A 20,403-nucleotide genomic window follows, 5' to 3' on the forward strand; every position below is an offset into this window, starting at 1 on the left:
GGTATATCGCGACGCTTTGACGCGCATTGCTGACACAGTCTTCATGTAAGACAGTAACCCTCTCGTTTGATAGTGTGCATCCATCCAGTATTTGGCCGTATACTCCTACGTTTTCGACGCCCGCCGAGCGAGGCCACCTTGGACAAGATCCTGATTCGTGGGGCTCGAACCCACAACCTGAAGAACATCGACCTGACCCTGCCACGGGACAAGCTGATCGTCATCACCGGCCTGTCCGGCTCCGGCAAGTCGTCCCTGGCTTTCGACACCCTGTACGCCGAAGGTCAGCGCCGCTACGTCGAATCGCTGTCGGCCTATGCCCGACAGTTCCTGTCGATGATGGAAAAGCCCGATGTCGACACCATCGAAGGGCTGTCGCCGGCGATTTCCATCGAGCAGAAGTCGACCTCGCACAACCCGCGCTCGACGGTCGGCACCATCACCGAAATCTACGATTACCTGCGCCTGCTTTATGCACGCGTGGGCATTCCGCGTTGCCCGGATCACGACATCCCGCTGGAAGCGCAGACCGTCAGCCAGATGGTCGACCTGGTCCTCGCCGAACCGGAGGGCAGCAAGCTGATGCTGTTGGCGCCGGTTATCCGCGAGCGCAAGGGCGAGCACCTGTCGGTTTTCGAAGAACTTCGCGCACAGGGTTTCGTCCGCGCCCGAATCAACGGCAAGCTCTATGAGCTGGACGAAGCGCCCAAGCTCGACAAGCAGAAAAAACACACCATCGATGTCGTGGTCGACCGTTTCAAGGTTCGCGCCGACCTGCAACAACGCCTGGCCGAATCCTTCGAGACCGCGCTGAAACTCGCGGACGGCATCGCCCTGGTGGCACCGATGGATGACGAACCGGGTGAAGAGATGATCTTCTCCGCACGCTTCGCCTGCCCGATCTGCGGCCACGCGATCAGCGAACTGGAACCCAAGCTGTTCTCCTTCAACAACCCGGCCGGCGCTTGCCCGACCTGTGATGGTCTGGGCGTCAAGCAGTTCTTCGACATCAAGCGCCTGGTCAATGGCGAACTGACCCTGGCCGAAGGGGCGATTCGTGGCTGGGATCGGCGTAACGTCTATTACTTCCAGATGCTCGGCTCGTTGGCTTCCCACTACAAATTCAGTCTTGAGGTTCCGTTCAACGAACTCCCTGCCGATCAGCAGAAATTCATCCTGCACGGCAGCGGTTCGCAAAACGTCGATTTCAAATACCTGAACGACCGTGGGGATATCGTCAAACGCTCGCATCCGTTCGAAGGCATCGTGCCGAACCTGGAGCGACGCTACCGCGAGACCGAATCGGCGTCGGTACGTGAAGAGCTGGCCAAGTTCCTCAGCACCCAATCCTGCCCGGACTGCCGCGGCACCCGTCTGCGGCGTGAGGCGCGGCACGTATGGGTCGGCGAGAAAACCCTGCCGGCGGTGACCAACCTGCCGATCGGTGATGCGTCCGATTATTTTGGCGGGCTCAAGCTCACCGGTCGCCGTGGCGAAATTGCCGACAAGATCCTCAAGGAAATCCGCGAGCGCCTGCAGTTCCTGGTCAACGTCGGCCTCGATTATCTGTCGCTGGATCGCAGTGCGGACACCTTGTCCGGTGGCGAGGCCCAGCGTATCCGTCTGGCCAGTCAGATTGGCGCCGGCCTGGTGGGCGTTCTGTACATCCTCGACGAACCCTCCATCGGCCTGCATCAGCGCGATAACGACCGGCTGCTGGGCACCCTCAAGCATCTGCGCGATATCGGTAACACGGTGATCGTGGTCGAGCACGACGAAGACGCGATTCGCCTGGCCGACTACGTGGTGGACATCGGCCCGGGCGCTGGCGTGCACGGCGGGCATATCGTCGCCGAAGGCACACCGGCCGAGGTCATGGCGCATCCGGACTCGCTGACGGGCAAATACCTGTCGGGCCGGGTGAAGATCGAAGTCCCGGCCAAACGCACCCCGCGCAACAAGAAGCTGACGCTGTCGCTCAAGGGGGCGCGCGGCAACAACCTGCGCAATGTCGACCTGGAAATTCCGATTGGCCTGCTGACCTGTGTGACCGGTGTATCCGGCTCAGGCAAGTCGACGCTGATCAACAACACGCTGCTCCCTTTGAGCGCTACAGCGCTGAATGGCGCCACTACCCTTGAAGCGGCCGTCCACGACAGCATCAAGGGCCTTGAACACCTGGACAAGGTCGTCGACATCGACCAGAGCCCGATCGGTCGCACACCGCGCTCCAACCCGGCGACCTACACCGGGCTTTTTACACCGATCCGCGAATTGTTCGCTGGCGTGCCGGAATCCCGCTCCCGTGGCTACGGGCCGGGGCGCTTCTCCTTCAACGTCAAGGGCGGGCGTTGCGAGGCCTGCCAGGGCGACGGCCTGATCAAGGTGGAGATGCACTTCCTGCCGGACATCTACGTGCCGTGCGACGTGTGCAAGAGCAAGCGCTACAACCGCGAAACCCTGGAGATCAAGTACAAGGGCAAGAGCATCCACGAAACCCTCGAGATGACCATCGAGGAAGCGCGGGAGTTCTTCGATGCCGTACCGGCCCTTGCGCGCAAGCTGCAAACCTTGATGGACGTCGGCCTGTCGTACATCAAGCTGGGGCAATCAGCGACCACGCTCTCCGGTGGTGAAGCCCAGCGGGTGAAACTCTCCCGCGAGCTGTCCAAACGCGATACCGGCAAGACCCTGTACATCCTCGATGAACCGACCACCGGGCTGCACTTCGCGGACATCCAGCAACTGCTGGACGTGTTGCATCGCCTGCGCGACCACGGCAACACCGTGGTGGTGATCGAGCACAACCTGGACGTGATCAAGACCGCTGACTGGCTGGTGGACCTGGGACCGGAGGGCGGTTCCAAGGGCGGGCAGATCATTGCCGTGGGTACGCCGGAGGAAGTGTCAGAGATGACGCAATCCCATACCGGTTATTACCTCAAGCCGCTGCTGGAGCGTGACCGGGCTTAACCGGCCGCCATGAAAAAGCCCCTGTCACTTCATCAGTGACAGGGGCTTTTTTGTATCCGCCGAATCAGGCGTGGGACTGCAGGTAGTTCTCAAGCCCAATCAACTTGATCAGACCCAACTGCTTTTCGAGCCAGTAAGTGTGATCTTCTTCGGTGTCATGCAATTGAACCCGCAGCATTTCGCGGCTGACATAGTCCTTGTGCTGCTCGCAGAGCTTGATGCCTTTGCACAGCGCGGCACGGACCTTGTATTCCAGGCGCAAATCGGCTTCGAGCATCGAAGTCACCGTGGTGCCGACATCGAGATCGTCCGGACGCATGCGCGGAGTACCTTCAAGCATCAGAATCCGGCGCATCAGGGCATCGGCGTGCCCTGCCTCTTCTTCCATCTCGTGGTTGATTCGTTCGTAGAGCTTGGTGAAACCCCAGTCCTCATACATCCGCGAGTGGACGAAATATTGATCACGCGCGGCCAGTTCGCCGGTCAGCAACGTGTTGAGGTAATCGATCACATCTGGGTGGCCTAGCATCGCCCTACATCTCCCTGCTTGAAAGTTTGTAGTTTGAACCAACATGCCCGTATCGTCACTCGCAAGACGCAATAAAAGCGAAGATATTCTGAGAAAACCGGCTGAAATAACGCAAAAACCGCCCAAACAAGGGCGGTTCTGCTTCTCATTTAGACTTCGTTAAGCTGTACGTTGAGCAGCTTTGCGATTGCTTCTCCATACGCCGGGTCAGCCTTGTAGAAATGCTGCAACTGGCGGTCAACCACATCACTCGACACACCCGCCATCGCACCGGCGATATTGCTGACCAGCAGTGATTTCTGCTCTTCAGACATCAAGCGGAACAACGCGCCGGCGTGACTGTAGTAATCAGTATCTTCACGGTGATCGTAACGATCGGCGGCACCACTGAGCGCCAACGCGGGCTCAGCGTAACGAGGCGCCTGCTTTGGCGACTCGACGTAGCTGTTTGGCTCGTAGTTCGGCGCAGCGCCACCGTTGCTTCCAAAGGCCATCGAACCATCGCGCTGGTACGTATTGACCGGGCTGCGAGGCGCGTTCACCGGCAGTTGCTGGTGGTTGGTACCGACGCGGTAGCGGTGAGCATCCGCGTAGGCGAACACCCGACCTTGCAGCATGCGATCCGGCGAGAGACCAACCCCTGGAACCATATTGCTAGGACCGAACGCCGCTTGCTCAACTTCCGCGAAGTAGTTCTGCGGATTGCGATTGAGCTCCAGTTCTCCGACTTCAATCAGTGGAAATTCTTTCTGCGACCAGGTCTTGGTGACATCAAACGGATTCTCGTAGTGCGCCGCCGCCTGAGCCTCGCTCATGACCTGGATGCACACGCGCCATTTCGGGAAATCACCCTGCTCGATGGCATTGAACAGGTCACGCTGGGCGTAATCCGGATCAGTACCCGCCAGGCGCGCAGCCTCGGCCGGAGCCAGGTTCTTGATCCCCTGTTTGGTCTTGTAGTGCCACTTCACCCAGTGACGCTCACCTTGAGCGTTGATAAGGCTGTAAGTGTGGCTGCCAAAGCCGTGCATGTGACGATACCCGTCAGGAATACCCCGGTCGGAGAACAGGATGGTGACCTGGTGCAGCGCCTCGGGCGAATGCGACCAGAAGTCCCACATCGCCTGGGCACTCTTCAGGTTGCTTTGCGGCAAGCGCTTCTGGGTGTGGATAAAGTCTGGAAACTTCAGTGGATCGCGAATGAAGAACACGGGGGTGTTGTTACCGACGATGTCCCAGTTGCCTTCCTCGGTGTAAAACTTCAAGGCAAACCCGCGCGGATCACGTTCGGTATCGGCCGAACCACGTTCACCACCCACGGTGGAAAACCGCAGGAAGGTAGGAGTTTGTTTGCCGACTGCATCAAACAGCCTGGCACTGGTGTATTGAGTGATATCGCGCGTCACGGTGAACGTACCGTAAGCACCCGAGCCTTTGGCATGCACACGGCGCTCAGGGATGTTTTCACGGTTGAAGTGGGCAAGCTTCTCGATCAGGTGAAAGTCGTCGAGCAGCAGCGGGCCACGGGGGCCGGCGGAACGGGAATTCTGATTATCGGCAACAGGAGCGCCGCTGGCGGTAGTAAGCGTTGTGTTCTGGCTCATGCGATCTTCCTTTCTCTGTCGGTCTTGAACTGCCGGCTAATCGGCTGAGAGGGAGTATTGATCATCACTATGACAGCTACAAATTCATTAACTTGCAGACATCGATAGAGAAATACTAATGACCATCCCCGTCACATCATGACGACACAGACGAAGGAGACGCTTGTACAAACGGCGCTTTTCTCACGAGCACAAAAAACCGGGCACTAGGCCCGGTTCCTTGTTTCAGACTGACGTCTTACTCGGCGGATACAGCTTCGCCAGCAGTAGCACGATCAACCAACTCGACGTACGCCATAGGCGCGTTGTCGCCAGCGCGGAAACCGCACTTGAGGATGCGCAGGTAGCCACCCTCACGGGTAGCGTAACGCTTGCCCAGGTCGTTGAAGAGCTTACCAACGATAGCTTTCGAACGAGTACGGTCGAAAGCCAGACGACGGTTAGCAACGCTGTCTGTCTTGGCCAGAGTGATCAGCGGCTCGGCAACGCGGCGCAGTTCTTTGGCTTTTGGCAGAGTAGTTTTGATCAGCTCGTGCTCGAACAGCGACACCGCCATGTTTTGGAACATGGCCTTGCGGTGCGAGCTGGTGCGGCTCAGGTGACGACCACTTTTACGATGACGCATGGTTCATTCCTTACCAAACACTACGTTCGGTGATTACGACGATCAGGCAGTCGCCTTGTCGTCCTTCTTAAGACTTGCAGGCGGCCAGTTGTCGAGGCGCATGCCGAGGGACAGACCGCGGGAGGCCAGAACGTCCTTGATTTCAGTCAAGGATTTCTTGCCCAGGTTCGGAGTCTTCAACAGTTCCACTTCGGTACGCTGAATCAGGTCACCGATGTAGTAAATGTTTTCCGCCTTAAGGCAGTTAGCCGAACGTACAGTCAGTTCCAGATCGTCAACCGGGCGAAGCAGGATCGGATCGATCTCGTCTTCCTGCTCGACAACCACTGGCTCACTGTCACCCTTGAGGTCGACGAACGCAGCCAACTGCTGTTGCAGGATGGTTGCAGCGCGGCGAATTGCCTCTTCAGGATCCAGAGTACCGTTGGTTTCCAGATCAATAACCAGCTTGTCCAGGTTAGTACGCTGCTCGACACGGGCGTTTTCCACCACGTATGCGATACGGCGAACCGGGCTGAACGAAGAGTCAAGCTGCAAGCGACCGATGCTGCGGCTTTCGTCTTCATCGCTCTGACGCGAGTCTGCCGGTTCATAACCACGACCACGAGCTACTACGAGCTTCATGTTCAGGGCGCCGTTAGACGCCAGGTTAGCGATTACGTGATCGGGGTTAACGATCTCGACATCATGATCCAGCTGAATATCGGCAGCGGTAACCACCCCCGAACCCTTCTTCGACAAGGTCAGCGTAACTTCGTCACGGCCGTGCAGCTTGATAGCCAGACCTTTAAGGTTCAACAGGATTTCAATTACGTCTTCCTGTACACCTTCGATGGCGCTGTACTCGTGGAGCACACCGTCAATCTCGGCCTCGACTACTGCACAGCCGGGCATTGAGGACAACAGGATGCGGCGCAGCGCGTTGCCCAGGGTGTGGCCAAAGCCACGCTCGAGAGGCTCGAGAGTGATCTTGGCGCGGGTTGGACTGACAACCTGCACATCAATGTGGCGGGGTGTCAGGAACTCATTTACCGAAATCTGCATGGATGCACCTATTTTCTAGCCCTTACTTGGAGTAGAGCTCGACAATCAGGCTTTCGTTGATGTCGGCGGACAGATCACTGCGAGCTGGAACGTTCTTGAAAACGCCCGACTTCTTCTCAGTGTCTACTTCTACCCATTCTACGCGGCCACGTTGGGCACACAGATCGAGAGCTTGGACAATGCGAAGTTGGTTTTTTGCTTTCTCGCGAACTGCAACCACGTCACCAGCACGAACCTGGTAGGACGGAACGTTAACGGTCTGACCGTTTACGCTGATCGACTTGTGCGATACCAGCTGACGGGATTCGGCACGAGTCGAACCAAAGCCCATACGGTATACAACGTTGTCCAGACGGCATTCGAGCAGTTGCAGCAGGTTCTCACCGGTTGCACCTTTCTTGCCAGCAGCTTCTTTGTAGTAGCCGCTGAATTGACGCTCGAGAACGCCGTAGATACGACGGACCTTCTGCTTTTCACGCAGTTGGGTGCCGTAGTCGGACTGGCGACCGCGGCGTTGGCCGTGGATACCAGGTGCTGCTTCAATGTTGCACTTCGATTCGATCGCGCGCACGCCGCTCTTCAGGAAGAGATCGGTGCCTTCGCGACGAGCGAGTTTGCATTTTGGACCAATGTAACGAGCCATTCTTTACAATCTCCTGGATTACACGCGGCGCTTCTTCGGCGGACGGCACCCGTTGTGCGGGATTGGCGTCACGTCGGTGATGCTGGCGATCTTGTAGCCACAGCCGTTCAAAGCGCGGACTGCGGATTCACGACCTGGACCTGGACCTTTGACGTTGACGTCGAGGTTTTTCAGGCCGTATTCCAGCGCAGCTTGACCAGCACGTTCAGCAGCTACCTGAGCAGCGAACGGGGTGGACTTGCGGGAACCGCGGAAACCCGAACCACCGGAGGTAGCCCAGGAAAGAGCGTTACCTTGACGGTCGGTAATGGTCACGATGGTGTTGTTAAAAGATGCATGGATGTGGGCGATGCCATCAACCACTGTCTTTTTAACTTTTTTACGAGGACGAGCAGCAGGTTTTGCCATGATTAAATTCCTGTCGATTCGCTGGGGCGATTACTTGCGGATCGGCTTACGCGGACCTTTACGGGTACGCGCGTTGGTCTTGGTACGCTGACCGCGTACTGGCAGACCACGACGATGACGCAGACCGCGATAGCAACCGAGGTCCATCAAGCGCTTGATTTTCATGTTGATTTCGCGACGCAGGTCACCTTCAGTGGTGAACTTCGCCACTTCGCCACGCAGCTGTTCAATTTGCTCGTCGCTCAGATCCTTGATCTTTGCCGCTGGGTTTACCCCAGTCTCTGCACAAATTTTCTGTGCAGTAGTGCGACCAACACCATAGATGTAGGTCAGCGAGATAACAGTATGCTTGTTATCTGGAATGTTAACGCCTGCAATACGGGCCATTCAGTGGGACTCCAATTGACAGCTACCTACGCCCCGGAAGCCAAGAAATAGGGCGCGAGATAATATCGCTGTAATAACAAATAATCAACCCGGCAGCGCACTAGCTGCCGGGCTTGAAGCACAATCACACTCAGCCTTGGCGCTGTTTGTGACGCGGTTCCGCGCTGCAAATTACTCGAACAACACCTTCGCGGCGAATAATCTTGCAGTTACGGCACAGCTTTTTCACCGATGCACGAACTTTCATCACCAACTCCTCGAACCTTATGGGTCAGCGCAGCATGCCGCTGCCGTAACCCTTCAGGTTGGCTTTCTTCATCAGGGATTCGTACTGGTGCGAAACGAGGTGCGATTGTACTTGGGACATGAAGTCCATCACAACCACGACCACGATCAGCAACGAGGTCCCGCCAAGGTAGAACGGTACGTTGGCTGCAACCACCAGGAACTGGGGCAACAAGCACACGGCCGTCATGTAAAGAGCACCGAACATGGTCAAGCGAGTCAGTACGCCATCAATGTAGCGCGCAGACTGCTCACCTGGACGGATGCCCGGAATAAAGGCACCGGACTTCTTCAGGTTTTCCGCTACGTCTTTCGGATTGAACATCAACGCCGTATAGAAGAAGCAGAAGAAAATAATCCCTGCACTAAACAGCAGAATATTCAACGGCTGACCAGGAGCGATCGACTGCGAGATGTCCTGCAACCAGCCCATACCTTCAGACTGACCGAACCAGGCACCCAACGAAGCCGGGAACAGCAAAATGCTGCTCGCGAAAATAGCCGGAATAACACCGGCCATGTTCACCTTCAGCGGCAAGTGGCTAGTCTGCGCGGCAAAGACCTTGCGGCCCTGCTGACGCTTGGCGTAGTGAACAGCGATACGACGCTGACCACGCTCAATGAACACCACGAAACCGATAATCGCTACTGCCAGCAAACCGATGGCAACCAGGGCAAAGATGTTGATATCACCCTGACGCGCAGACTCGAAAGACTGCCCGATCGCTCTCGGAAGACCGGCGACGATACCCGAAAAAATCAACATCGAGATACCGTTGCCAACACCACGCTCAGTAATCTGCTCACCCAGCCACATCATGAACATCGCACCAGCCACAAACGTGGATACCGCGACGAAATGGAAGCCAAAGTCACCAGTGAACGCAACGCCCTGCCCTGCCAGACCAATGGACATGCCAATGGCCTGGACGAGAGCGAGGACGACAGTGCCGTAGCGGGTGTACTGGCTGATCTTGCGACGGCCAGCTTCACCTTCCTTCTTCAACTGCTCCAGCTGCGGGCTCACGGCGGTCATCAGTTGCATGATGATCGATGCCGAGATGTACGGCATGATCCCCAGTGCAAAGATGCTCATCCGTTCCAGCGCGCCGCCGGAAAACATGTTGAACAAGCTAAGAATGGTCCCCTCATTCTGTCGAAACAGGTCCGCGAGTCGGTCCGGGTTGATACCTGGAACCGGGATGTGTGCGCCTATTCGGTAGACGATAATCGCCAGGAACAGAAAACGCAGACGAGCCCAGAGTTCAGACATACCGCCTTTGCCGAGCGCAGAGAGAGCACCTTGCTTAGCCATTTATTCCTCGAACTTGCCGCCAGCTGCTTCGATAGCCGCACGCGCACCTTTGGTGGCGCCGATTCCCTTGCCGATAGTGACAGCGCGAGTCACTTCACCGGACAGCATGATTTTCACACGCTGTACGTTGACGTTGATCACGTTGGCATCTTTCAGGGACTGCACGGTGACGATGTCGCCTTCCACTTTAGCCAGCTCGGACAGACGCACTTCTGCGCGGTCCATGGCTTTCAGGGAAACGAAACCGAACTTCGGCAGGCGACGATGCAGCGGCTGTTGACCGCCTTCAAAGCCTGGAGCAATGGTGCCACCGGAGCGAGAGGTCTGACCTTTGTGACCACGGCCACCAGTCTTACCCAAACCGCTACCGATACCACGGCCCGGACGATGCTTTTCGCGACGGGAACCCGGCGCTGGACTCAGATCATTGAGTTTCATCGATTAACCCTCGACACGCAGCATGTAGTAAGCCTTGTTGATCATCCCGCGATTCTCGGGAGTATCCTGGACTTCTACAGTGTGACCGATGCGACGCAGACCCAGACCCTTAACGCACAGTTTGTGGTTAGGGATGCGGCCGGTCATGCTTTTGATCAGCGTAACTTTTACGGTAGCCATGATCAGAAGATCTCCTTGACGCTTTTGCCACGCTTGGCGGCAATGGATTCAGGAGACTGCATTGCTTTCAAACCCTTGAAAGTGGCGTGAACCACGTTTACCGGGTTAGTCGAGCCGTAGCACTTGGCCAGAACGTTCTGAACGCCAGCAACTTCGAGGACAGCACGCATAGCGCCGCCAGCGATGATACCGGTACCTTCAGAAGCAGGCTGCATGTACACCTTCGAAGCGCCGTGAGCGGACTTCATTGCGTACTGCAGAGTGGTGCCGTTCAGATCAACCTGGATCATGTTGCGGCGAGCAGCTTCCATTGCCTTCTGGATCGCAGCAGGCACTTCACGCGACTTGCCACGGCCGAAGCCAACACGCCCTTTACCATCACCAACCACGGTCAACGCGGTGAAAGTGAAGATACGGCCGCCTTTAACGGTTTTGGCTACGCGGTTAACTTGAACCAGCTTCTCGATGTAGCCTTCGTCGCGCTTTTGGTCGTTATTTGACATAACTTAGAACTCCAGCCCAGCTTCACGAGCAGCATCAGCCAGCGCCTTGACGCGGCCGTGGTACTTGAAGCCAGAGCGGTCGAAAGCCACCTGCGAGACGCCAGCGGCTTTAGCACGCGTAGCGACCAGCTGGCCAACCTTAGTGGCCGCGTCGATGTTGCCGGTGGCACCATCACGCAGTTCTTTATCCAAAGTCGAGGCGCTTGCCAGGACTTTGTTGCCGTCGGCCGAAATGACCTGGGCGTAGATGTGCTGCGAAGAGCGGAACACGCAGAGACGCACGACTTCGAGTTCGTGCATTTTCAGGCGTGCTTTGCGAGCGCGACGCAGTCGAGTAACTTTTTTGTCGGTCATTTGCTATGCCCTACTTCTTCTTGGCTTCTTTACGACGGACGACTTCGTCCGCGTAGCGCACACCTTTGCCTTTGTACGGCTCTGGTGGACGGAAGTCGCGGATCTCGGCGGCCACTTGACCTACCAGCTGCTTGTCGATGCCCTTGATCAGGATATCGGTCTGGCTAGGAGTCTCAGCGGTGATGCCTTCCGGCAGTTCGTAATCCACTGGGTGCGAGAAGCCAAGAGCCAGGTTCAGCACTGTGCCTTTTGCTTGCGCTTTGTAACCAACACCGACCAGCTGGAGCTTGCGCTCGAAGCCTTGGCTTACGCCCTGGACCATGTTGTTTACCAACGCACGAGTGGTACCAGCCATCGCGCGAGTCTGTTGATCGCCATTGCGAGCAGCGAAACGCAGCTCACCGGCTTCTTCAACGATCTCAACGGACGAGTGGATGTTCAGTTCGAGAGTGCCCTTGGCACCCTTCACCGAAAGCTGTTGGCCTGCGAATTTTACTTCGACACCGGCTGGCAGCTTAACGGGGTTCTTAGCGACGCGAGACATGCTTATCCCCCCTTAGAACACAGTGCAAAGAACTTCGCCGCCGACACCGGCAGCGCGCGCAGCACGATCAGTCATCACACCCTTGTTGGTGGAGACGATAGACACACCGAGACCGCCACGAACTTTTGGCAGATCATCGACGGACTTGTACTGACGCAGGCCTGGACGGCTAACGCGCTTCACTTCTTCGATAACCGGACGGCCTTCGAAGTACTTCAGCTCGATGGACAGCAGAGGTTTGATTTCGCTGCTGATCTGATAACCCGCAATGTAACCTTCGTCCTTCAGGACTTTGGCAACAGCTACCTTCAACGTGGAAGATGGCATGCTTACGACGGACTTTTCAGCCATCTGGGCATTACGGATACGAGTTAGCATGTCCGCTAACGGGTCCTGCATACTCATGGGCTAGACGCTCCTAATACAAAAAAATTAGCCTTGCGGCTATTACGTGTCGCCGAGAATCTCCGGGCATGAAAAACACGGGCTCAGGCGAGCCGGGTATTCTAGACACACCCCAGAAATGAATCAAGCCCCAAAAGGGGCTTGATCCAGATTCAAGGCCACCGGCGGTCAGGATCTTGCGAACCTGGACGCCGAGACTTTGACAGTACTTACCAGCTGGCTTTAACCAGACCTGGTACGTCACCACGCATTGCCGCTTCACGCAGTTTGTTACGGCCGAGGCCGAACTTGCGGTAAACGCCGTGTGGACGACCGGTCAGGCGGCAGCGGTTACGCATGCGCGAAGCGCTTGCGTCACGTGGCTGCTTCTGCAGAGCAACTGTAGCTTCCCAACGCGCTTCTGGACTTGCGTTCAGATCAACGATGATAGCTTTCAGTGCTGCACGCTTCTTGGCGTACTTGGCAACCGTGAGCTGACGCTTCAGCTCGCGGTTTTTCATGCTCATCTTGGCCATGGTCCTACTCCAATCAGTTGCGGAACGGGAATTTGAATGCACGCAGCAGAGCGCGGCCTTCATCATCGTTCTTGGCAGTGGTGGTCAGGGTGATGTCCAGACCGCGGAGAGCATCGATCTTGTCGTAGTCAATTTCCGGGAAGATGATCTGCTCTTTCACGCCCATGCTGTAGTTGCCACGACCATCGAAGGACTTGGCATTCAGGCCGCGGAAGTCGCGAACCCGAGGCAGGGAGATCGACAGCAGACGATCCAGGAACTCGTACATACGCTCACGGCGCAGGGTCACTTTGACGCCGATCGGCCAACCTTCACGGACTTTAAAGCCAGCGATGGATTTGCGAGCGTAGGTCACAACGACTTTCTGGCCGGTGATCTTTTCCAGGTCGGCAACAGCGTGCTCGATGACTTTTTTGTCGCCGATCGCTTCGCCAAGACCCATGTTCAGGGTGATTTTGGTAACGCGCGGAACTTCCATCACGTTCGAAAGCTTAAGTTCTTCCTTAAGTTTCGGAGCAATTTCCTTCCGGTAAATCTCTTTTAGTCGTGCCATGGTCTCATCTACCTAGCAGTGTTCAAGCATCAACCGCTTTTTGGGTCGACTTGAAGACACGAATTTTCTTGCCGTCTTCTACTTTGAAACCAACGCGGTCAGCCTTGTTGGTTTCGCCGTTGAAAATGGCGACGTTAGAAGCATCCAGTGGAGCTTCTTTTTCGACGATACCGCCCTGCACGCCCGACATCGGGTTAGGCTTGGTATGACGCTTGACCAGGTTCAGACCACCAATAACCAAACGGTTGTTAGCGAGAACCTTAAGCACCTTACCGCGCTTACCTTTGTCTTTGCCGGCGATCACGATGATCTCGTCGTCACGACGAATCTTTTGCATGTCGGATCTCCTTACAGCACTTCTGGGGCGAGCGAGACGATCTTCATGAACTTCTCAGTACGAAGTTCACGGGTCACTGGCCCAAAGATACGGGTGCCGATCGGCTCTTGCTTGTTGTTCAACAGAACAGCAGCGTTGCCATCAAAGCGGATAATGGAGCCATCAGCACGACGTACGCCGTGACGAGTGCGGACTACAACAGCAGTCATCACTTGGCCTTTTTTCACTTTACCGCGAGGAATTGCTTCCTTGACGGTAACTTTGATGATGTCACCGATACCAGCGTAACGACGATGGGAGCCACCCAGCACCTTGATGCACATAACGCGGCGAGCGCCGCTGTTATCGGCCACATCGAGCATGGATTGAGTCTGAATCATATAATTTCTCCGACCCCTAGTCCTTAGACTTCCACAGCGCGTTCGAGAACATCAACCAGCGCCCAAGACTTGGTCTTGGCCAAAGGACGAGTTTCACGAATAGTGACTTTGTCGCCGATGTGGCACTGATTGGTTTCGTCGTGCGCGTGCAGCTTAGTCGAACGCTTAACGTATTTACCGTAGATCGGGTGCTTAACGCGACGCTCGATCAGAACGGTGATGGTTTTGTCCATCTTGTCGCTGACAACACGGCCAGTCAGCGTACGGACAGTCTTTTCGGCTTCAGCCATGATCACTTACCTGCCTGCTGGTTGAGCACAGTCTTCACGCGAGCGATGTCACGCTTAACTTGCGAGAGCAGATGAGACTGCCCCAACTGGCCAGTTGCTTTCTGCATACGCAGATTGAACTGGTCGCGCAGCAGGCCGAGCAGTTGCTCGTTCAGCTGCTGTGCGGATTTTTCACGAAGTTCATTCGCTTTCATCACATCACCGTCCGTTTAACAAAGGAGGTGGCGAGCGGCAGCTTTGCAGCAGCCAGGGCGAAAGCCTCACGCGCCAGCTCTTCAGAAACACCCTCGATTTCATACAGGACTTTGCCTGGCTGAATCTGGGCTACCCAGTATTCCACGTTACCCTTACCTTTACCCATCCGAACCTCGAGAGGTTTTTTGGAGATCGGCTTGTCCGGGAATACACGGATCCAGATCTTGCCGCCACGTTTTACGTGACGGGTCAGAGCACGACGCGCTGACTCGATCTGACGAGCGGTGAGACGACCACGAGCAACAGACTTCAGCGCGAACTCGCCGAAGCTGACTTTGCTACCGCGCAATGCCAGGCCACGGTTGTGACCAGTCATTTGCTTGCGGAACTTCGTACGCTTTGGTTGCAACATTTGGCGTACCCCTTACTTAGCAGCTTTTTTACGAGGCGCTGGTGCTTGTGGTTTCAGTTCTTCTTGGCGACCACCAATTACTTCGCCTTTGAAGATCCAAACCTTTACACCGATCACACCGTAAGTGGTGTGAGCTTCGTAGTTGGCATAGTCGATGTCGGCACGCAGGGTGTGCAATGGCACACGACCTTCGCGATACCATTCAGTACGTGCGATTTCAGCACCGCCGAGACGACCGCTCACTTGGATTTTGATGCCTTTGGCACCAATGCGCATGGCGTTCTGTACGGCGCGCTTCATGGCACGACGGAACATTACGCGACGCTCCAGCTGCTGAGCTACGCTCTGCGCAACCAGCATACCGTCGAGCTCCGGCTTGCGGATCTCTTCGATATTGATGTGCACAGGCACACCCATTTGCTTGGTCAGGTCCTGACGCAGTTTCTCAACATCTTCACCTTTCTTCCCGATAACGATACCTGGACGAGCGGTGTGGATGGTGATGCGTGCAGTTTGGGCCGGACGATGGATATCGATACGGCTTACGGACGCGCTTTTTAGTTTGTCTTGGAGGTACTCACGCACATTCAGATCTGCGAGCAAATAGTCCGCATAAGTCCGACCGTCTGCGTACCAGACGGAGGTGTGCTCCTTGACGATTCCCAGGCGAATGCCAATGGGATGTACTTTCTGACCCATCTCTTCGACTCCGTTACTTGTCAGCAACCTTGACAGTGATATGGCAAGACCGCTTGACGATGCGATCAGCACGGCCTTTGGCACGTGGCATGATGCGCTTCAGCGAACGCCCTTCGTTGACGAAAACAGTGCTGACCTTCAGGTCATCAACGTCTGCGCCTTCGTTATGCTCGGCGTTGGCTACGGCCGACTCCAGCACTTTCTTCATGATCTCGGCGGCTTTCTTACTGCTGAAAGCCAACAGGTTGAGCGCTTCGCCCACCTTCTTCCCGCGGATCTGGTCGGCGACCAAGCGGGCTTTCTGGGCGGAGATTCGAGCGCCCGACAACTTAGCGGCTACTTCCATTTCCTAACCCCTTAACGCTTGGCTTTCTTGTCTGCCACGTGCCCGCGATAAGTGCGGGTACCGGCGAACTCGCCCAGTTTGTGGCCGACCATGTCTTCGTTCACGAGAACTGGGACGTGCTGACGACCGTTGTGTACTGCGATGGTCAGACCGACCATTTGTGGCAGGATCATCGAACGACGCGACCAGGTTTTCACTGGTTTGCGATCGTTCTTTTCCGCCGCCACTTCGATCTTCTTCAGTAGGTGAAGATCGATAAAAGGACCTTTTTTCAGAGAACGTGGCACTGTCGTATCCCTCTATTTACTTGCGACGACGGACGATCATTTTGTCGGTACGCTTATTACCACGAGTCTTCGCGCCCTTAGTCGGGAAGCCCCATGGCGATACCGGATGACGACCACCAGAGGTACGACCTTCACCACCACCATGTGGGTGGTCAACCGGGTTCATGGCAACACCACGAACGGTTGGGCGAACGCCACGCCAGCGCTTGGCACCAGCTTTACCCAGCGAACGCAGGCTGTGCTCGGAGTTCGAGACTTCGCCCAGGGTCGCACGGCATTCAGCCAGGACTTTACGCATTTCACCGGAACGCAGACGCAGGGTAACGTACACGCCTTCACGAGCGATCAGCTGAGCCGAAGCACCAGCGGAACGAGCGATCTGTGCGCCTTTACCTGGCTTCAGTTCGATGCCGTGTACGGTAGAACCGACTGGAATGTTGCGCAGTTGCAGAGCGTTGCCTGGCTTGATTGGAGCCAGGGCACCTGCGATCAGCGTGTCGCCAGCACTCACGCCTTTAGGGGCGATGATGTAGCGGCGCTCGCCGTCTGCGTAGCAGAGCAGTGCGATGTGAGCAGTACGGTTTGGATCGTATTCGATACGCTCGACAGTGGCGACGATGCCATCTTTGTCGTTGCGACGGAAATCGACCATACGGTAATGCTGCTTATGACCACCACCGATGTGACGAGTGGTAATACGGCCATTGTTGTTACGACCACCAGTCTTCGATTTCTTCTCGAGCAGCGGTGCGTGAGGAGCGCCTTTATGCAGCTCCTGGTTGACCACCTTGACCACAAAACGGCGGCCAGGGGAAGTCGGTTTGCATTTAACGATTGCCATGATGCACCCCTTCCTTACTCAGCACTGCTGCTGAAATCGAGATCTTGGCCTGGCTGAAGGGAGATAACTGCCTTCTTCCAGTCATTACGCTTGCCCAGACCGCGAGCAGTGCGCTTGCTCTTACCCAGAACGTTCAGGGTAGTAACACGCTCTACTTTCACGCTGAACAGGCTTTCGACGGCCTTCTTGATTTCCAGCTTGGTTGCGTCAGTAGCAACCTTGAAAACGAACTGGCCTTTCTTGTCTGCCAGAACCGTAGCCTTCTCGGAAACGTGCGGGCCAAGCAGAACTTTAAATACGCGTTCCTGGTTCATCCCAGCAGCTCCTCGAATTTCTTCACGGCCGACACGGTGATCAACACCTTGTCGTATGCGATCAGACTAACTGGATCGGAACCTTGCACGTCACGTACATCTACGTGTGGCAGGTTACGAGCAGCCAGGTACAGGTTCTGATCAACAGCGTCCGACACGATCAGAACGTCGGTCAGGCTCATGTTGTTCAGTTTGCCCAGCAGGTCTTTGGTTTTCGGCGTTTCAACGGCGAAATCCTGAACCACGACCAGACGATCAGTACGCACCAGCTCAGCAAGGATGGAACGCATTGCTGCGCGATACATCTTCTTGTTCAGCTTCTGGGAGTGATCCTGTGGACGAGCTGCGAAAGTGGTACCACCGCCACGCCAGATTGGGCTACGGATAGTACCGGCACGAGCACGGCCAGTACCTTTCTGACGCCATGGGCGCTTACCGCCACCACGAACGTCGGAACGGGTCTTTTGCTGCTTGCTACCTTGACGGCCGCCAGCCATGTAGGCCACGACTGCTTGGTGAACCAGCGTCTCGTTGAACTCGCCGCCAAATGTCAGTTCGGAAACTTCGATCGCTTGAGCGTCATTTACATTTAATTGCATGTCAGCTTCCCCTTAACCGCGAGCCTTGGCTGCTGGACGTACAACCAAGTTGCCGCCAGTAGCGCCAGGAACAGCGCCCTTGACCAACAACAGATTGCGTTCAGCGTCCACGCGCACTACTTCGAGGGACTGCACGGTCACGCGCTCAGCGCCCATATGACCGGACATTTTTTTGCCCTTGAATACACGACCAGGAGTCTGGCACTGGCCGATAGAGCCTGGAACGCGGTGGGATACGGAGTTACCGTGGGTGTTATCTTGCCCGCGGAAATTCCAACGCTTGATCGTACCCTGGAAGCCTTTACCCTTGGACTGACCGGTTACATCAACCAGTTGACCAGCGGCGAAGATTTCAGCGTTGATCAGATCGCCGGCCTGGTACTCGCCTTCTTCAAGGCGGAATTCCATTACGGTACGACCAGCGGCAACGTTCGCTTTAGCGAAGTGGCCAGCCTGAGCTGCTGTTACACGCGAAGCGCGACGCTCGCCGACAGTGACTTGCACTGCACGATAGCCATCGGTTTCTTCAGTTTTGAACTGGGTGACGCGATTCGGCTCGATCTCAATGACCGTGACCGGAATGGAGACACCTTCTTCGGTGAAAATACGGGTCATACCCGCTTTACGACCGACTACACCAATAGTCATGTTGTAAACCTCATGAGTGTACGGGGCTTTCACCCGCTATGGCCGCCCATTTCAGAGCGTTACACGACTAAGACCGAGTCTTAGCCGAGGCTGATCTGCACTTCCACACCGGCCGCAAGATCAAGCTTCATAAGAGCATCAACGGTTTTATCCGTTGGCTGGACGATGTCCAGAACGCGCTTATGAGTACGGATCTCGTACTGGTCACGCGCGTCTTTGTTGACGTGCGGGGAGACCAGAACGGTGAACCGCTCTTTACGGGTAGGCAGTGGAATTGGACCACGCACTTGAGCACCAGTACGTTTCGCGGTTTCCACGATTTCCTGGGTGGATTGGTCGATCAGGCGATGGTCGAAAGCCTTCAACCTGATACGGATTTGCTGATTTTGCATTGGATTTCAGACTCCGGCTGCTATTCCCACCGGGCGCAATACGCCCGTTAAAAGGAGGCGCAATTCTATAGACGCCCCAGATAGGTGTCAACCCAATAAAAAAGCCCCCGCTGAGCGGGGGCTTTTTCAAAGCATCGAAGCTATCTCAAAAGAGATGCTTACTCGATGATTTTGGCTACGACGCCAGCGCCGACGGTACGACCGCCTTCACGGATAGCGAAACGCAGACCGTCTTCCATCGCGATGGTTTTGATCAGGGTAACAGTCATCTGAATGTTGTCACCTGGCATTACCATTTCAACGCCTTCTGGCAGCTCGCAGTTACCAGTCACGTCAGTAGTACGGAAGTAGAACTGTGGACGGTAGCCTTTGAAGAACGGAGTGTGACGGCCGCCTTCTTCCTTGCTCAGAACGTAAACTTCTGCGGTGAACTTGGTGTGCGGCTTAACCGAACCTGGCTTAACCAGAACCTGGCCACGCTCAACGTCGTCACGCTTGGTACCACGCAGCAGAACGCCGCAGTTCTCGCCAGCACGACCTTCGTCGAGCAGTTTGCGGAACATTTCAACACCGGTGCAGGTGGTGGTGGTGGTGTCACGCAGACCAACGATTTCCAGTGCATCTTGAACGCGAACGATACCGCGCTCGATACGACCAGTCACAACAGTACCGCGACCGGAGATCGAGAATACGTCTTCGATTGGCATCAGGAATGGCTTGTCGATAGCACGCTCTGGCTCTGGGATGTAGGTATCCAGAGTTTCAACCAGCTTGCGAACAGCGCTGGTGCCCATTTCGTTATCGTCTTTGCCTTCCAGCGCCATACGAGCCGAACCGATGATGATCGGAGTGTCGTCGCCTGGGAAGTCGTAGGTGGACAGCAGGTCGCGAACTTCCATCTCAACCAGTTCCAGCAGCTCAGCGTCGTCTACCAGGTCAGCCTTGTTCAGGAAGACCACGATGTACGGAACGCCTACCTGACGGGACAGCAGGATGTGCTCACGGGTTTGTGGCATCGGACCATCAGCGGCCGAGCAAACCAGGATCGCGCCGTCCATCTGGGCAGCACCAGTGATCATGTTCTTCACGTAGTCAGCGTGACCTGGGCAGTCAACGTGAGCGTAGTGACGAATGTTCGAGTTGTACTCGACGTGCGCGGTGTTGATGGTGATACCGCGAGCTTTTTCTTCTGGCGCGCTATCGATCTTATCGAATTCAACTACGGCCGAACCGAAAACTTCGGAGCAGACGCGAGTCAGAGCTGCGGTCAGAGTGGTTTTACCGTGGTCAACGTGACCGATGGTGCCAACGTTGACGTGCGGTAGGGAACGATCAAATTTTTCTTTAGCCACGACAAT

At 55.9% G+C, this 20,403-nt stretch carries 32 protein-coding genes; 1 reads left to right on the forward strand and 31 read right to left on the reverse strand.

Going from position 1 to position 20,403, the window contains the following annotated elements:
* The first annotated feature begins 138 nt into the window (after positions 1-138).
* Positions 139-2,973: an excinuclease ABC subunit UvrA gene (gene uvrA, locus PMI31_RS11420; protein WP_008018190.1), complete on the forward strand. Its 2,835-nt coding sequence runs from the start codon at positions 139-141 to the stop codon at positions 2,971-2,973.
* Positions 2,974-3,037: 64 nt separating this feature from the next.
* On the opposite strand, the gene bfr is transcribed toward uvrA, so the two are convergent.
* The 31 genes from bfr to tuf form a co-directional block, all read right to left on the reverse strand.
* Entirely contained in the window at positions 3,038-3,502 is a 465-nt protein-coding gene (gene bfr / locus PMI31_RS11425) for a bacterioferritin (RefSeq protein ID WP_008018192.1), read from the reverse strand.
* A gap of 149 nt (positions 3,503-3,651) precedes the next feature.
* Complete coding sequence (locus tag PMI31_RS11430; protein ID WP_008018193.1) at positions 3,652-5,106, reverse strand: catalase; 1,455 nt, start codon at positions 5,104-5,106, stop codon at positions 3,652-3,654.
* A 238-nt stretch (positions 5,107-5,344) separates the two neighbouring features.
* Positions 5,345-5,731, reverse strand: coding sequence for a 50S ribosomal protein L17 (gene rplQ, locus PMI31_RS11435; protein ID WP_007970429.1), 387 nt, complete (start codon positions 5,729-5,731; stop codon positions 5,345-5,347).
* A gap of 42 nt (positions 5,732-5,773) precedes the next feature.
* A complete protein-coding gene (locus tag PMI31_RS11440) occupies positions 5,774-6,775 on the reverse strand; it encodes a DNA-directed RNA polymerase subunit alpha (protein WP_007970428.1) in 1,002 nt (333 codons plus the stop codon).
* Positions 6,776-6,797: 22 nt separating this feature from the next.
* Positions 6,798-7,418, reverse strand: a complete 621-nt coding sequence (rpsD, locus tag PMI31_RS11445) for a 30S ribosomal protein S4 (protein ID WP_003176404.1) — start codon at positions 7,416-7,418, stop codon at positions 6,798-6,800.
* An 18-nt stretch (positions 7,419-7,436) separates the two neighbouring features.
* Positions 7,437-7,826: a 30S ribosomal protein S11 gene (gene rpsK, locus PMI31_RS11450; RefSeq protein ID WP_002555466.1), complete on the reverse strand. Its 390-nt coding sequence runs from the start codon at positions 7,824-7,826 to the stop codon at positions 7,437-7,439.
* Between the two features lie 30 nt (positions 7,827-7,856).
* Positions 7,857-8,213: a 30S ribosomal protein S13 gene (rpsM, locus tag PMI31_RS11455; protein ID WP_009045849.1), complete on the reverse strand. Its 357-nt coding sequence runs from the start codon at positions 8,211-8,213 to the stop codon at positions 7,857-7,859.
* Between the two features lie 130 nt (positions 8,214-8,343).
* Positions 8,344-8,460, reverse strand: coding sequence for a 50S ribosomal protein L36 (gene rpmJ, locus PMI31_RS30525; RefSeq protein ID WP_002555468.1), 117 nt, complete (start codon positions 8,458-8,460; stop codon positions 8,344-8,346).
* 24 nt (positions 8,461-8,484) lie between these two features.
* Positions 8,485-9,813, reverse strand: coding sequence for a preprotein translocase subunit SecY (gene secY, locus PMI31_RS11460; protein ID WP_003228718.1), 1,329 nt, complete (start codon positions 9,811-9,813; stop codon positions 8,485-8,487).
* Positions 9,814-10,251 (reverse strand): 50S ribosomal protein L15, encoded by a 438-nt coding sequence (rplO, locus tag PMI31_RS11465; protein ID WP_003228720.1) that lies wholly within the window; start codon positions 10,249-10,251, stop codon positions 9,814-9,816. It lies immediately after the preceding gene.
* 3 nt (positions 10,252-10,254) lie between these two features.
* Complete coding sequence (gene rpmD / locus PMI31_RS11470) at positions 10,255-10,431, reverse strand: 50S ribosomal protein L30 (RefSeq protein WP_003176408.1); 177 nt, start codon at positions 10,429-10,431, stop codon at positions 10,255-10,257.
* 2 nt (positions 10,432-10,433) lie between these two features.
* Entirely contained in the window at positions 10,434-10,934 is a 501-nt protein-coding gene (gene rpsE / locus PMI31_RS11475) for a 30S ribosomal protein S5 (RefSeq protein WP_003186035.1), read from the reverse strand.
* 3 nt (positions 10,935-10,937) lie between these two features.
* The gene (gene rplR, locus PMI31_RS11480; RefSeq protein WP_003186037.1) at positions 10,938-11,288 is read right to left on the reverse strand and encodes a 50S ribosomal protein L18; all 351 of its coding nucleotides are present in this window, start codon (positions 11,286-11,288) and stop codon (positions 10,938-10,940) included.
* Positions 11,289-11,298: 10 nt separating this feature from the next.
* A complete protein-coding gene (rplF, locus tag PMI31_RS11485; protein ID WP_003176412.1) occupies positions 11,299-11,832 on the reverse strand; it encodes a 50S ribosomal protein L6 in 534 nt (177 codons plus the stop codon).
* Positions 11,833-11,844: 12 nt separating this feature from the next.
* Positions 11,845-12,237, reverse strand: coding sequence for a 30S ribosomal protein S8 (rpsH, locus tag PMI31_RS11490; protein WP_003186040.1), 393 nt, complete (start codon positions 12,235-12,237; stop codon positions 11,845-11,847).
* A 209-nt stretch (positions 12,238-12,446) separates the two neighbouring features.
* Positions 12,447-12,752: a 30S ribosomal protein S14 gene (rpsN, locus tag PMI31_RS11495; protein WP_003176414.1), complete on the reverse strand. Its 306-nt coding sequence runs from the start codon at positions 12,750-12,752 to the stop codon at positions 12,447-12,449.
* 13 nt (positions 12,753-12,765) lie between these two features.
* Positions 12,766-13,305, reverse strand: coding sequence for a 50S ribosomal protein L5 (rplE, locus tag PMI31_RS11500; RefSeq protein ID WP_003210069.1), 540 nt, complete (start codon positions 13,303-13,305; stop codon positions 12,766-12,768).
* A 22-nt stretch (positions 13,306-13,327) separates the two neighbouring features.
* Positions 13,328-13,642 (reverse strand): 50S ribosomal protein L24, encoded by a 315-nt coding sequence (gene rplX / locus PMI31_RS11505; protein WP_003176416.1) that lies wholly within the window; start codon positions 13,640-13,642, stop codon positions 13,328-13,330.
* Between the two features lie 11 nt (positions 13,643-13,653).
* Positions 13,654-14,022 carry a 50S ribosomal protein L14 gene (gene rplN / locus PMI31_RS11510; protein WP_002555479.1) on the reverse strand — a complete coding sequence of 123 codons (369 nt, stop codon included), beginning with the start codon at positions 14,020-14,022 and terminating at the stop codon, positions 13,654-13,656.
* A gap of 23 nt (positions 14,023-14,045) precedes the next feature.
* Positions 14,046-14,312, reverse strand: a complete 267-nt coding sequence (gene rpsQ / locus PMI31_RS11515; protein ID WP_003176419.1) for a 30S ribosomal protein S17 — start codon at positions 14,310-14,312, stop codon at positions 14,046-14,048.
* 2 nt (positions 14,313-14,314) lie between these two features.
* Entirely contained in the window at positions 14,315-14,506 is a 192-nt protein-coding gene (gene rpmC, locus PMI31_RS11520) for a 50S ribosomal protein L29 (RefSeq protein ID WP_002555481.1), read from the reverse strand.
* Entirely contained in the window at positions 14,506-14,919 is a 414-nt protein-coding gene (gene rplP / locus PMI31_RS11525) for a 50S ribosomal protein L16 (protein ID WP_003228729.1), read from the reverse strand. Before rplP ends, rpmC begins: the two co-directional genes overlap by 1 nt.
* A 12-nt stretch (positions 14,920-14,931) precedes the next feature.
* A complete protein-coding gene (gene rpsC, locus PMI31_RS11530; RefSeq protein WP_007970424.1) occupies positions 14,932-15,618 on the reverse strand; it encodes a 30S ribosomal protein S3 in 687 nt (228 codons plus the stop codon).
* 13 nt (positions 15,619-15,631) lie between these two features.
* Positions 15,632-15,964, reverse strand: a complete 333-nt coding sequence (gene rplV / locus PMI31_RS11535; RefSeq protein WP_003103908.1) for a 50S ribosomal protein L22 — start codon at positions 15,962-15,964, stop codon at positions 15,632-15,634.
* Positions 15,965-15,975: 11 nt separating this feature from the next.
* On the reverse strand, positions 15,976-16,251 hold the full coding sequence (gene rpsS / locus PMI31_RS11540; protein WP_002555486.1) for a 30S ribosomal protein S19: 276 nt from the start codon (positions 16,249-16,251) through the stop codon (positions 15,976-15,978).
* Between the two features lie 16 nt (positions 16,252-16,267).
* A complete protein-coding gene (rplB, locus tag PMI31_RS11545; protein WP_008018194.1) occupies positions 16,268-17,092 on the reverse strand; it encodes a 50S ribosomal protein L2 in 825 nt (274 codons plus the stop codon).
* A gap of 14 nt (positions 17,093-17,106) precedes the next feature.
* Positions 17,107-17,406 (reverse strand): 50S ribosomal protein L23, encoded by a 300-nt coding sequence (gene rplW / locus PMI31_RS11550; RefSeq protein ID WP_002555488.1) that lies wholly within the window; start codon positions 17,404-17,406, stop codon positions 17,107-17,109.
* Positions 17,403-18,005, reverse strand: a complete 603-nt coding sequence (gene rplD / locus PMI31_RS11555; protein ID WP_003228735.1) for a 50S ribosomal protein L4 — start codon at positions 18,003-18,005, stop codon at positions 17,403-17,405. Before rplD ends, rplW begins: the two co-directional genes overlap by 4 nt.
* Before the next feature lie 12 nt (positions 18,006-18,017).
* Entirely contained in the window at positions 18,018-18,653 is a 636-nt protein-coding gene (gene rplC / locus PMI31_RS11560; protein WP_007955641.1) for a 50S ribosomal protein L3, read from the reverse strand.
* A gap of 80 nt (positions 18,654-18,733) precedes the next feature.
* The gene (gene rpsJ / locus PMI31_RS11565; RefSeq protein ID WP_003186070.1) at positions 18,734-19,045 is read right to left on the reverse strand and encodes a 30S ribosomal protein S10; all 312 of its coding nucleotides are present in this window, start codon (positions 19,043-19,045) and stop codon (positions 18,734-18,736) included.
* A gap of 158 nt (positions 19,046-19,203) precedes the next feature.
* A complete protein-coding gene (gene tuf / locus PMI31_RS11570; protein ID WP_008018195.1) occupies positions 19,204-20,397 on the reverse strand; it encodes an elongation factor Tu in 1,194 nt (397 codons plus the stop codon).
* Positions 20,398-20,403 lie beyond the last annotated feature (6 nt).

The sequence above is a fragment of the Pseudomonas sp. GM55 genome (assembly GCF_000282395.1).
GTDB lineage: Bacteria > Pseudomonadota > Gammaproteobacteria > Pseudomonadales > Pseudomonadaceae > Aquipseudomonas > Aquipseudomonas fluorescens_CC.